This window comes from Amycolatopsis sp. cmx-4-54, assembly GCF_046548895.1.
Lineage (GTDB): Bacteria > Actinomycetota > Actinomycetes > Mycobacteriales > Pseudonocardiaceae > Amycolatopsis.
This window is the reverse complement of record NZ_JAEBEJ010000005.1, coordinates 50981-62802: the sequence shown is the minus strand read 5'-3', so window position 1 is coordinate 62802 and position 11822 is coordinate 50981. Positions and strand designations below refer to the sequence as shown.

12 protein-coding genes are annotated in these 11822 nt (G+C 69.5%); 4 read left to right on the top strand and 8 right to left on the bottom strand.

Translation table 11 applies throughout. From position 1 onward, the window contains the following. Window positions 1–79 precede the first annotated feature (79 nt). Complete coding sequence (locus ACLJQ7_RS17510) at window positions 80–433, bottom strand: DUF3099 domain-containing protein (protein WP_410649269.1); 354 nt, start codon at window positions 431–433, stop codon at window positions 80–82. 17 nt (window positions 434–450) lie between these two features. After that, the gene (locus tag ACLJQ7_RS17505) at window positions 451–1716 is read right to left on the bottom strand and encodes an amidohydrolase (protein ID WP_410649268.1); all 1266 of its coding nucleotides are present in this window, start codon (window positions 1714–1716) and stop codon (window positions 451–453) included. Between the two features lie 27 nt (window positions 1717–1743). Here ACLJQ7_RS17505 and ACLJQ7_RS17500 point away from each other — a divergent pair, with 27 nt between their 5' ends. From ACLJQ7_RS17500 to ACLJQ7_RS17485, 4 genes are all read left to right on the top strand, one after another. After that, window positions 1744–3240, top strand: a complete 1497-nt coding sequence (locus tag ACLJQ7_RS17500) for a methyltransferase (protein WP_410649267.1) — start codon at window positions 1744–1746, stop codon at window positions 3238–3240. After that, window positions 3240–3665: a D-aminoacyl-tRNA deacylase gene (dtd, locus tag ACLJQ7_RS17495; RefSeq protein ID WP_410649266.1), complete on the top strand. Its 426-nt coding sequence runs from the start codon at window positions 3240–3242 to the stop codon at window positions 3663–3665. Before ACLJQ7_RS17500 ends, dtd begins: the two co-directional genes overlap by 1 nt. A 245-nt stretch (window positions 3666–3910) precedes the next feature. Further along, complete coding sequence (locus tag ACLJQ7_RS17490; RefSeq protein ID WP_125675322.1) at window positions 3911–4942, top strand: sigma-70 family RNA polymerase sigma factor; 1032 nt, start codon at window positions 3911–3913, stop codon at window positions 4940–4942. 334 nt (window positions 4943–5276) lie between these two features. Continuing rightward, on the top strand, window positions 5277–6947 hold the full coding sequence (locus tag ACLJQ7_RS17485) for a fumarate hydratase (RefSeq protein WP_410649265.1): 1671 nt from the start codon (window positions 5277–5279) through the stop codon (window positions 6945–6947). Window positions 6948–7027: 80 nt separating this feature from the next. Here ACLJQ7_RS17485 and ACLJQ7_RS17480 read toward each other — a convergent pair whose 3' ends face one another. From ACLJQ7_RS17480 to ACLJQ7_RS17455, 6 genes are all read right to left on the bottom strand, one after another. Then, window positions 7028–7435: a hypothetical protein gene (locus tag ACLJQ7_RS17480; protein WP_410649264.1), complete on the bottom strand. Its 408-nt coding sequence runs from the start codon at window positions 7433–7435 to the stop codon at window positions 7028–7030. Between the two features lie 163 nt (window positions 7436–7598). After that, window positions 7599–8075 (bottom strand): hypothetical protein, encoded by a 477-nt coding sequence (locus ACLJQ7_RS17475; RefSeq protein WP_410649263.1) that lies wholly within the window; start codon window positions 8073–8075, stop codon window positions 7599–7601. Window positions 8076–8111: 36 nt separating this feature from the next. After that, window positions 8112–8909, bottom strand: coding sequence for an ABC transporter permease (locus ACLJQ7_RS17470; protein WP_034317096.1), 798 nt, complete (start codon window positions 8907–8909; stop codon window positions 8112–8114). Further along, window positions 8887–9744: a 2-aminoethylphosphonate ABC transporter permease subunit gene (locus ACLJQ7_RS17465; protein WP_410649262.1), complete on the bottom strand. Its 858-nt coding sequence runs from the start codon at window positions 9742–9744 to the stop codon at window positions 8887–8889. Before ACLJQ7_RS17465 ends, ACLJQ7_RS17470 begins: the two co-directional genes overlap by 23 nt. After that, window positions 9741–10802, bottom strand: coding sequence for an ABC transporter ATP-binding protein (locus ACLJQ7_RS17460; protein WP_410649261.1), 1062 nt, complete (start codon window positions 10800–10802; stop codon window positions 9741–9743). Before ACLJQ7_RS17460 ends, ACLJQ7_RS17465 begins: the two co-directional genes overlap by 4 nt. Then, the gene (locus ACLJQ7_RS17455; RefSeq protein ID WP_410649260.1) at window positions 10799–11818 is read right to left on the bottom strand and encodes a 2-aminoethylphosphonate ABC transporter substrate-binding protein; all 1020 of its coding nucleotides are present in this window, start codon (window positions 11816–11818) and stop codon (window positions 10799–10801) included. Before ACLJQ7_RS17455 ends, ACLJQ7_RS17460 begins: the two co-directional genes overlap by 4 nt. Window positions 11819–11822 lie beyond the last annotated feature (4 nt).

The window sequence follows — 11822 nt, the reverse complement described above, 5'->3', positions numbered from 1 at the left end:
ACTGACATGAAAGGCCCCTTCATTGCAAAATTTGCAATGAAGGGGCCTTTCATGTCACGTGGCGGGGGCGCGAAACGGGTCAGCCGCCGTCGATGACCTGATGACCGGAGCTTTCGATCCGCGTCGGTTCGGCCTGGTAGCGGTTGACCTTCTCGCTCTTGCGCGGCGGCCGGTCGTTGGCGATCAGGACGGCGATCCACGGCAGCGGGATCGAGATCGCGATCAGTGCCAGCGCGAGCCACCAGGTCTCGTAGAAGATCCCGGCGAGGATCAGGCACGGGATGCGGAACGACATCATGATGATGTACTTCCGCTTCCGTTTGGCCAGCTGGTCTTCGTAGGACGGGGCGGCTTCGGTGATTAGCACCGGAGCGGGTTCCCTCGGTTCGGGACCGTGGGCGGGCGCGTTCACAGCACCACCTCCGGCTTCCATGCTCCCACTCCCCGGGCTCATCCGACACCCGGGTGGGTGAGCCGGTGCAGAGCCGCGACCACGAGCGTCTCGACGCCGGCCGACAACGTCGGATGCGGGATCGGCGCGAAGAGCGGCGAATGGTTCGACGGGATGTCCTGTTCGAAGCGCCCGGCGGTCATCGCGGCGATCACCTTGCCCTCGTCCATGCCGCCGACCAGCCAGAACACCGAGGGGACGCCGGCCGCGCGGCCGAACTCGCTGAAGTCCTCACTGCCGGTGACCAGCGGCGCGGGCATCACCCGGCCCTCACCGAAATGGTCACGGAAGGCGGCGGTGAGCTCCTCGGTGGCCACGTCGTCGTTCTCGGTGACCGGGAACGCGCCGATCCGCTCGATCTCCGGCGGCTTCGGTGCGCCGGCGGTGGCCGCCTCGCCCTGCACGATCCGCTCGACCGCCGCGACGACCTTCTCCCGCACGGCCTGGTCGAACGACCGGATGTTGACCTCGAGCACGGCGTGGTCGGCGATGATGTTGTGCGCCGTGCCGACGTGCAGCGACCCGACGGTCACCACCGCGGACTCGGTCGCCGGGATCTCCCGCGACACGATGGTCTGGAGCTTGAGCACCACGGACGCGGCGAGCACCGCGGGATCCACCGTGGTCTCCGGCCGCGAGCCGTGCCCGCCGCGGCCGTGCAGGGTGATGCGGAGCGCGTCGGTGGCCGCCATGATCACCCCCGGCCTGGTCAGCACCCAGCCCGCCGGACCGGGTACGACGTGCTGGCCGAGCACGACGTCGGGCTTGCCGGCGGGTTCGAAGACGCCGTCGCGAACCATGCCGGCGGCGCCGTCTCCCGCCTCCTCTCCCGGCTGGAACACGACCATCACCGTGCCGGACCAGTGTTCGCGGCCGGCCGCGAGCAGCGAGGCCGCGCCGGAGAGCCAGGTGGCGTGCATGTCGTGGCCGCAGGCGTGCATCACCGGCACGTCGCGACCATCGGGGTCGACACCGCGCGCGGTGCTCGCGTACGGCAGGCCGGTCTTCTCCTCGACCGGCAGCGCGTCGATGTCGGCGCGCAGCATCACCTTCGGACCCGGCCCGTTGCGCAGCACGCCCAGCACGCCGGTGCGCCCGATGCCGGTGTGCACCTCGTAACCGTCGGCCTCCAGGCGCTTCGCCAGTTCGGCGGCGGTGCGGGTTTCGGCGAACGACAGCTCCGGATGCCGGTGGAGGTCGATGTACAGGTCTTCCAATCCGGGCAGCGCCGCCTGCAGCGGTGCCAGGACACTCTCAAGGCTCACAACCTCATCCTGGCAGTATTACCCACCGTGAGCACACGAGCGGCCCTCCCCGACCTGTCCGACGACGTCTGCGCGAGGTTGCGGGACGCCTTCCGCCGGACGGGATACGACACCGACGGTGTGGTCGGCGCCCTCGGCTCCGCGCACGCCGCCCTCGGCCGCGGCGAACCGGAACTCGCCTATCGCGCGACCCGTGACGCGGGTGAGCTCGGCACGCTGATCCGGCTGTTCCTGCTGGGGTCGACCGAACCGGAGAAGGACGTGGAGGCCGCCTTCGCGCCACTGTCTCTCGATGACGCGGTCGCCGCCACGCTGCTCGTGCCCGCCGCCGACGGTTACCGCGCCGGCCTCGACGTCCGCCCGCACGGCGACGACGAGGGCTCGTGGTGGGTCGTTTCGGATCTCGACGCCGACGTCCTCGGCCAGACCGTGCCCGAGGACCACGTGCTCGGCGTCGGGCACGCGTCGCTCAGCCTGATCCGGGCCACCAGCCGCCGCGAGGTCGGCAGCCTGCTCGACGTCGGCACCGGCAACGGTGTCCAGGCGCTGCACGCCACCCGGCACGCGAAGCAGGTCACCGCCACCGACGTCTCGGCCCGCGCGCTGGCATTGGCCGCGGCGACGTTCCGGCTCAACGAACTGGACGTCGAACTCGTCCGGGGCGAATGGTTCGCGCCGGTCGCGCGGCGCCGGTTCGACCAGATCGTGTGCAATCCGCCGTTCGTGGTCGGCCCGCCGCGGGTCGATTACACCTACCGCGACTCCGGTCTCGCGGGCGACGACGCCAGCGCCCTCGTGGTGCGGCAGCTGCCCGGGTTCCTCAACGACGGCGGCACCGGTCAGCTCCTGGCGTCCTGGCTGCACGTGAAGGGTGAGGACTGGGGCGATCGGGTGACCCGCTGGCTGCCCGCCGAGACCGACGCGTGGTTCGTCCAGCGGGATATCGCGGACCCGGGACTGTATGTCGGCACGTGGCTGCGTGACGCGGGCATCGACCCCCGTTCCCCCGAGGGCCGCGCGAAATCCGGAGCGTGGCTCGACTGGTTCGCCGAAAACGACGTCCAGGGGATCGGGTTCGGCTTCGTCACCCTTCGGCGGGCGGACGGCGCGACTCCGACGATCGTGTGCGAAGACCTGCGCCAGGCCTACGACGACCCGCTGGGCGCCGAGTCCGCGAACTGGCTTGATCGGGTGGATTGGCTTCGCTCCAACGGCGATTCGCTCCTCGACGTCCGTTTCCGGGTCCCGGAAACGGTTCTCCTGGAGAGTGTCGCCGAGCCGGGCGAGGAAGGCTGGGCCACGACCGTCCAGCGGCTGCACCGCACCGACGGTCCCGGGTGGTCGCACGAAGTGGACGAACTCGCGACGCGGCTGCTCGCGGGCTGCCAGGGCGCGCTGCCTCTGGAGGACCTGATCGTGCTCCTGGCCGCCGCCCAGGGGCTCGAACCCGAAGAGCTGGCCGAAGCCGCGCTGCCCGTCGTCCGGGAACTGGTCCGGCACGGCATGCTCCTCCCGGCCGTCTGATGCGGGCGGTGGTGGCGAGGGTCACGGAAGCGAGCGTGACCGTCGGCGACGAGGTGACCGGCGCCATCGGCGAGCCGGGTTTGCTGGTGCTGCTGGGAATCCACGTCGACGACGATGTGTCGAAGGTGCCGGTGATGGCCCGCAAACTGCACGAAGCTCGCATACTTCGCGACGAGGAGTCCTGCGCCACCACCGGCGCTCCCCTGCTCGTCGTCAGCCAGTTCACTCTTTACGGCGACACCCGCAAAGGCCGCCGTCCGTCCTGGACGGCGGCCGCCCGGCCCGAGGTCGCCGAACCCCTCGTGACGGCCGTCGTCGACGCGCTGCGCGAACGCGGCGCACGGGTCGAAACCGGCCGCTTCGGGGCCATGATGGCGGTCCGGAGCGTGAACGACGGCCCGTTCACCCTCCTCGTAGAGGTCTAGACCACGTTCTTGCTCCCCGGCACGGGCATTCTCAGGAAAAGCTCAGGGTTGGTGGAGCAACGCCCCAGGTCAGCCGCCCGTCTCCTCTGTAGCGGCCGGGAACGTTTTCGGACCTCCCGGCGTTGAGCCAAGTGTCCAGCCAAGCTGGGCCGAGGAGGAGTAGCGGGTTTTCCACAGGGCCTGCTACACCGAGACGGACCCGGCGGACGACCGCAGCACGTTCAGCCCGTGACCGGGGAGGCAGAATGTCAGTCCAGACTCTCGAACGCGAAGCGCGCGGGATTCGCGAGCGCCGTATCCCGGCGCAATCCACCCAGGAGCCGGTGAGCACGGGGGCGCTCACCGACGCCGACCTCGACGCCCAGAGCCCGGCCGCGGACCTCGTTCGCGTGTACCTCAACGGAATCGGCAAGACGGCGCTGCTGTCCGCCGCCGACGAGGTCGAGCTGGCCAAGCGCATCGAAGCGGGCGTGTTCGCCCAGCACATGCTCGACACGGCCGAGGGTCTCACGCCGAAGCGGCGTTCGGAGATGTCCGCCCTGGTGCGTGACGGCCACGTCGCGAAGAACCACCTGCTGGAGGCCAACCTCCGCCTCGTGGTGTCGCTCGCGAAGCGGTACACCGGCCGGGGGATGCCGCTGCTCGACCTGATCCAGGAGGGGAATCTGGGTCTCATCCGCGCGGTGGAGAAGTTCGACTACTCCAAGGGGTTCAAGTTCTCGACCTACGCCACCTGGTGGATCCGCCAGGCCATCACCAGGGGGATGGCCGACCAGGGACGCACCATCCGGCTGCCGGTCCACCTGGTGGAACAGGTGAACAAGCTGGCGCGCATCAAGCGTGACCTGCACCAGCAGCTCGGCCGGGACGCCACCCACGAGGAGCTGTCCGCCGAATCGGGCATCCCGGCGCACAAGATCTCCGACCTGCTCGACCACTCGCGTGACCCGGTGAGCCTCGACATGCCGGTCGGCACCGAGGAGGACGCCCCGCTCGGTGACTTCATCGAGGACTCCGAGGCGACCGACGCCGAGAGCGCCGTGATCTCCGGTCTGCTCCAGGACGACCTGCGCCGCGTGCTCGCGACGCTGGACGACCGCGAGTCCCAGGTGATCCGGCTGCGTTACGGCCTCGACGACGGCCAGCCGCGCACGCTCGACCAGATCGGCAAGCACTTCGGGCTCTCCCGTGAGCGCGTTCGGCAGATCGAGCGAGAGGTCATGTCGAAGCTGCGTCAGGGTGAGCGGGCGGACCGCCTTCGCGCCTACGCTTCGTAATGGTCATTGAGCCGTTTCGGCTCGGAAAGGCAACACCCGTTCGGCAGCGTTGACTTATGACCTGCGTCACGAGACCGTCGAGCAGGTAATAAGTCTTCGCGGTCGGGTGTTCGCACCCGGATCGCTTTCCCCGGGAGGTCGGGTCCGTCGGGGTGGGCCCGGCCTCCCGAACTATTTGTCCGGCGCCGCGACAAATTGCAGCGCGGGAATTGCACTCGGTCCCGTGGGCACCCACCGGCAGTGGCCCCGGTTACTTCCGCCGTGGCCTCTCCTGTCCGGGCCCGGGCTTGGGTACCGTGAGCGGGTTCCCGATGCCGGCAAAGGAGCCCGCGCAGTGGCGCCCACCACGTTCCAGTACACCGAAGTCCTTCCTCTCGCGAAGGACACCCACACCGAGTACCGGCTGATCGGCACCGAAGGTGTCGAGGTCGTCGAAGCCGCGGGCCGGAAGTTCCTCAAGGTCGAGCCCGAGGCGCTGACCAAACTCGCCAAGACCGCGATCACCGACATCCAGCACCTGTTGCGCTCGTCACACCTGGCGCAGCTGCGCGCGATCGTCGACGACCCCGAGGCCAGTGGCAACGACCGTTTCGTCGCGATGGACCTGCTGCGCAACGCGGCGATCTCCGCCGGGGGCGTCCTCCCGATGTGCCAGGACACCGGCACCGCGATCGTGATCGGCAAACGCGGCGAGGGCGTGCTCACCGGTGCCGAAGACGAGCGCGCGCTGTCGCGCGGTATTTTCGACGCCTATCAGGAGTTGAATCTGCGCTATTCGCAGATGGCGCCGGTGAATTTCTGGGATGAGCGCAATACGGGCACCAACTTGCCCGCGCAGATCGAGCTCTATCACAAGGACAACACAGCCGGTCAGTCCGAAGTCCCCAGCTATGAATTCCTGTTCATGGCCAAGGGTGGCGGCAGCGCGAACAAGACGTTCCTCTATCAGGAGACGAAAGCCGTCCTGAACCCGAAGCGGCTCGCGAAGTTCCTCGACGAGAAGCTGCGCGGCCTCGGCACCGCGGCCTGCCCGCCGTACCACCTCGCGATCGTCGTCGGGGGCACGTCGGCGGAGTTCAACCTGAAGGTCGCGAAGCTCGCATCCGCCCGCTATCTCGACGACCTGCCCACCGAGGGTTCCGAGCTGGGCCACGGTTTCCGCGACGTCGACCTCGAACAGCAGGTGCTGGAGATGACGCGCCAGTTCGGGATCGGCGCGCAGTTCGGCGGCAAGTACTTCTGCCACGACGTCCGGGTGATCCGCCTGCCGCGCCACGGCGCGTCCTGCCCGGTCGGTGTCGCCGTCTCGTGCTCGGCCGACCGCCAGGCGAAGGCGAAGATCACCGCCGACGGCGTCTTCCTGGAGCAGCTCGAACGCGACCCGGCGCAGTTCCTGCCGGACGTCACCGAGGACGACCTGTCCGACGAGGTGGTGACCGTCGACCTGAACCGGCCGATGGCCGAGATCCGCGCGCAGCTCTCGCAGCTGCCGGTGAAGACCCGCCTGTCGCTGACCGGTCCGCTCGTCGTCGCCCGCGACATCGCGCACGCGAAGATCGCCGAGCGGCTCGACGCGGGCGAAGAGATGCCTCAGTACCTTCGCGACCACCCCGTGTACTACGCGGGCCCGGCGAAGACACCCGAGGGTTACGCGTCGGGCTCCTTCGGGCCGACCACCGCGGGCCGCATGGACTCCTACGTCGAGCAGTTCCAGGCCGCCGGCGGCTCGCTGGTGATGCTGGCGAAGGGCAACCGGTCGAAGAAGGTGACCGCCGCGTGCAACGAGCACGGCGGGTTCTACCTCGGCTCGATCGGCGGCCCGGCCGCGCGGCTCGCGCAGGACTGCATCAAGAAGGTCGACGTCCTCGAGTACGCCGAGCTGGGGATGGAGGCGGTCTGGAAGATCGAGGTCGAGGACTTCCCCGCGTTCATCGTCATCGACGACAAGGGCAACGACTTCTTCGAGGCCACCTCGGAACCGGTGCTGCAGATCAGTTTCCGCTGACGTCCGTGAAGGCCTCCTTGAGGGACTCTGGGTCCCTCAAGGAGGCCTTCACGGAATTCCGGGTTGGTCACCCGGGAGCGTCAGCGCATCTGCTTCAGGACCACGGTCCGCTCCCCCAGCGGTGCCGACAGCGCCACCGAGATCACCGGATGCCGGATATCCATCGTGCACATCTGGCCGGTCTGGCCCTTCAGTTCGGTCAGGTTGACGGTGACCCTGGTCCCGTCCTGCTGCGCGGCCTCCGCCGTCGCGTGTCCGCAGCCGCCTTCCTGGCCGCGGACGTTCAGGATCGTCCCGCCGTTGCTGGTGTACACCTCACGCGGGTAGTCCGCGGGCAGTGCCGACGCGTCGAGCTGCTTGTCCGGCAGCTTGGTGCTGCCTTCCGGAACCTCCTGGCGAGGCGCGCCCGGCACACCCGGCTGGCTTCCCGGCGCGGGCGTCGGGGACGGAGACGGCGTGGTCGGCGGTGCGGTCGGCGACGGCGGCACGGTACTCAGGGTGCCGCTACCGGGTCCGGCCGCGGGTTCCGCTGCCTGGTTCTGCGCCCCGCAAGCGGATACCGCAACGACGATCAGGCCAAGGCCGATGACATTCGTTAAGTACCTCATGTGGCTAGGACGGAACGAGGCCTCGATGGGGTTGCACATGATCTCAACCCGCTTCCAGGACCACGGTCCGCGCCCCGAGCGGCTCGGCGAGTTTCACCGGCAGGACGGCGTAGCGGATCACCTGCGGGCACATCTGCCCCGGCTTGCCGTGGTCGATCTTCACCTTGACCACGACCCGCTGCGCGTTCTCCTCGGCGAGGTCCGCCTTCGCCTCGTCGCAGCCGCTCAGTTCGATGTGCACGTTCAAGCCGCCGTTCTCCGCGCTGACCTGGCCGGGCACCTTGGCCTCGACCTGGGACGGCGGCAGCATCTTGTCCGACGGCGGCGGGCCGGCGGTCGGCCGGGACATCGGTGGTTTCGCTCCCGGCGGGCTCGCCGGGAGCGAGGTGGGCAGATCCGAGGGTGTGGTGACGACCGGTGGGGTGCTCGTGTTCGCCGGTGCTCCGGGGCCGCCCGCGCCGCAGGCCGCCGTCGCGGCGAGCACGAGCCCCGCGCCCAGCGTCTTCGCTGCGTTCATCATGGTTCCAGGACGGAATGAACCGCACCGAGCGTTGCATCACCGCTGCGCCGCGCGGCCGCGGGCCAGTCCGAGGATCACCACCCCGGCGAGCGTGACGGCCAGCAGCAGCACCGTGCTCGCCGACGCCAGGAACACCTGTCCCCGGTCCGTGAGCGCGAAAATGCTCGCGGGCAGCGTGCGCCAGTCCGGCGGGTACAGCATCATCGTCGCGCCCAGTTCGCCCATCGACATCGCCAGCGCGAGACTCGCCGACGCCGAGATCGACGGCAGCAGGACCGGCAGCCGCACCCGCAGCAGCACCCGGACCGGCGAAGCGCCGAGACTCGCCGCCGCCTGCGCCAGCAGCGGGTCCATCCGCGCGATCGCGGCGGAGACCGTGCTGTAGGAGAACGGCAGCAGGATCATCACGTGCCCCAGCAGCACGATCCAGCGTGTGCCGTTGAAGGCGAGCGGCGGACGGCTGAACGCGACCAGCAGCGCCAGCCCCAGCACCACCGAGGGCACGGCGATCGGCAGGTGGAACAGGGTGTCGACGGCTTTCCGCAGCTTGGACGGCGCGGACCGCGCGGCGAGCGCGGCCCACGTCCCCAGCAGCACCGAGACCACCGACGCGATGACACCGGTCTGGATGCTCACCGAAAGGCTCGCGAACGTCTCTCCGGACAGCGCTTGCCCGAAATGCGAGCCGGTGAGCGCACCTGGCAGCAATCCCGTCCAGTTCCCGGCGACCGACGCCAGCACGATCATCAGCAGCGGCGCCAGCACGATCGCGGTGAACAGCACCGCGAACACCGCCCACAGCAGGACACGGCTACGCCTGGTCCACAGCAGCACGACGGCCTCCGTTCGTCAGTCGCCGGTAGGTTCCGTACAGGGCAAGGGAGAACACGACGTTGACCACCGCGATGACGCACGCCTGCGGGAAGTCGAAGGTGACGATCCCCTTGCCGTAGACCAGCATCGGCAGCGTCGTGACGTCCTTCGCGCCGAGGAACAGCACGATCCCGAACTCGTTCATCGCCAGCAGCATGGTCAGGCAGGCGCCGGAAGCCAGTGACGGCAAGGCTTCCGGCAGGATGACCTGGCGCAGCACGCGGCCGGGTCTCGCGCCGAGGCTGGCCGCGACCTCCATCTGCGCCGACGAGACCTGGCTGAACGCGGCGAGCGCCGGCCGCATCACGAACGGCGTGTAGAAGGTGATCTCCGCCAGCAGGATCCCGAACGGCGAGTACAGGAACCCGCCCGCGCCCAGGATCCCCGCGCTGCCGTAGATGAAGGTGAACGCGAGCGCGATGAGGAACGACGGGAACGCGAGCACGGTGTCCACCAGCCGCGAAAGCGTCCGCGCGCCGGGGAACGGCACGAAAGCGATCACCAGGGCGAGGAACGTCCCCAGCGCCACACAGCCCGCGGTGGCGCCGAGCGCGAGCGCGACGGTCTTCCAGGCGGCGTCCCGGAATTCCGCCGAGCCCAGGACGTCCAGCCACACCGAAAGGCCGAACTCGCCGGTCTTCGATTCCAAGGACTGGAGGACGACCAGCACGAGCGGGTAGCCGAAGAAGCCGAGCAGGACGAGCACCGGCGGCAGCAGGAACCAGCCGCGTCCGGGCTGTTTCTCCCGCCGCCGCGCCGGTGCCGCCGCCGTGGTGGCGAGCGCGAGGCCGGTCATCCGACGCCCACCAGCGGGCAACCGTCCGGAATGGACACTCCGACCCGTTCCCCCACCCTCGGAAGCCCTTCGATGTCCGGCACTTCGGCCCGGACCTCGTCCCCGTTGTGCGCGAATTCGAGATCAAGCCGGAAGCCCGTGCCACGCCACTGGACACCCCGCAGCACCGCGGGCAGCGCGCCGGGAGCGTCCACCGCCGTGATCCCGACCCGGTGCGGCCGGACGCCGAGCGCGACGGGCTGCCCCGCCCGGATCGTCCCGGACGGGTCCGCGGCCAGCTCGCGGTCGCCGAGCCGGACCCTGGTGCCGCCGGGGTGGATCAGCTCGACCGGGATGAGGTTGGAAGCGCCGAGGAAGCTCGCGGTGAACTCGGTCGAGGGCCGCTGGTAGAGCTCGCGGCTCGGGCCGAGTTCGACCAGTTTCGAGTCGCGCATGACGGCGATCCGGTCGGCCAGCGCCAAGGCCTCGCCCTGGTCGTGGGTGACGTAGATCAGCGTGGTGTCGGGGAGTTCGGCGCGCAGCCGCAGCAGTTCCGCGACCATGTCCTCGCGCAGGGCGGCGTCCAAAGCGGACAGTGGTTCGTCGAGCAGCAGCACGTGTGGCCGGATCGCCAGTGCCCGCGCGAGCGCGACGCGTTGCTGCTGCCCGCCGGAAAGCTCACGCGGATAGCGGCGGGCGTACTTGCCCATCCCGACCAGCTCCAGCGCTTCGGCGACCCGGCTCGCCGTCTCGGCACGAGACGTTTTCCGTGCCTTGAGGCCGAAAGCGACGTTGGCCTCGACCCGCATGTGCGGGAACAGCGCGTAACTCTGGACGACGACGCCGAGACCGCGCCGGTGCGGCGGCAGATCGGTGACGTCCTCGCCGTCGAGCAGGACCCGGCCGGTGCTCGGCACGACGAAACCCGCGAGCGCCTTCAAGGCCGTCGACTTGCCGGAGCCCGACGGGCCGAGCATCGCCAGCGTCTCCCCTCTCGCCACGGTGAGATTCAGTGGCGAGAGGGCGGTCGTCCGGCCGAACCGGACGGACACGCCGCGGAATTCGACCGCGGGGGTCATCGGCCCACGGCCTTCTTGTACGCGGCGAGGTCGGCGTCGAGCTTCGCGAGGACGGCGTCCCAATCCGGCTGCCAGATCTCGACGTCGTCGAGGGCGGCCTTCACCTTCTCCGCCCGCGGGCCGGACGGCGTGACGTCGGTCCGCGACGGGGCACCGAAGGCGTCGACGACCTTGCCCTGCACCTCGGGCGAGAGCAGGAAGTCCAGGAACTTCTTGGCGTTCTCGGCGTGCGGCGCGTTGTTCACCAGGCCCGCGTAGTACGGGAGGGCGAAGGTGGACCGCTTGCCTTGCGCGTCGGCCGGGAAGAAGACCTCGAAACCGCCGCTCTTCTCGATCGCGGCGAGGTTCATCTGCACGTCGCCGTTGGCCACCAGGATCTCGGCCTTGGCCACCTTCGGCTGCAGCTTGCCGGTGGAGGACGACGGGCCGACGTTGTTGGCTTCGAGCTTCGCGAGGTAGTCGAGCGCGCCCTGGTCACCGAGGACGTGCTGGAGTTGCAGCAGGACCGCGGTGCCGTCACCCGCCTCGCCGGGGGTCGAGTACTGGAGCTTGCCCTTGAGCGACGGGGACAGGAGGTCGTCCCAGGTCTTGGGCGAGGCCTGCGGGTTGCGGATGAAGCTGAGGTAGTTGTTCATGATCGCGAAGTAGCGGCCCTGGCCGTCCTTCTGCCCGGCGGCGACCTGGTCGATCCCGGCGGGGGCCGTGGTGGCGAGCAGGCCCTGCGACGCGGCGCGCTGGATGAACGGCGGGAGCGTGACCAGGATGTCGGCCTGGGTGTTGGCCTTCTCCTTCTCCACCCGCGAGGCGACCTCGCCCGATCCGGCGGTCACCGCCTGGACGGTGATCCCGGTCTTGGCCTTGAACTCCTCGAAGCGCTGGGCGTACCAGTCTTCCAGACCGTCCACTGTGTACAGCGTGATGGTCTGGTCGCCGGCGGCGCCACCGGCGGTTCCACCACAGGCGCCCAGGGTGAGGGCGAGCAGCCCGGCGAGGGCGGTGGCCGCGAGTTTCTTCATGTCG

Bases quoted from the DNA above. Each gene is read 5' to 3' on its own strand.
- ACLJQ7_RS17465 (WP_410649262.1), bottom strand. From the start codon at position 9,744: ATGACCGGCCTCGCGCTCGCCACCACGGCGGCGGCACCGGCGCGGCGG.
- ACLJQ7_RS17460 (WP_410649261.1), bottom strand. From the start codon at position 10,802: ATGACCCCCGCGGTCGAATTCCGCGGCGTGTCCGTCCGGTTCGGCCGG.
- ACLJQ7_RS17455 (WP_410649260.1), bottom strand. From the start codon at position 11,818: ATGAAGAAACTCGCGGCCACCGCCCTCGCCGGGCTGCTCGCCCTCACC.
- ACLJQ7_RS17490 (WP_125675322.1), top strand. From the start codon at position 3,911: ATGTCAGTCCAGACTCTCGAACGCGAAGCGCGCGGGATTCGCGAGCGC.
- dtd (WP_410649266.1), top strand. From the start codon at position 3,240: ATGCGGGCGGTGGTGGCGAGGGTCACGGAAGCGAGCGTGACCGTCGGC.
- ACLJQ7_RS17475 (WP_410649263.1), bottom strand. From the start codon at position 8,075: ATGATGAACGCAGCGAAGACGCTGGGCGCGGGGCTCGTGCTCGCCGCG.
- ACLJQ7_RS17510 (WP_410649269.1), bottom strand. From the start codon at position 433: ATGGAAGCCGGAGGTGGTGCTGTGAACGCGCCCGCCCACGGTCCCGAA.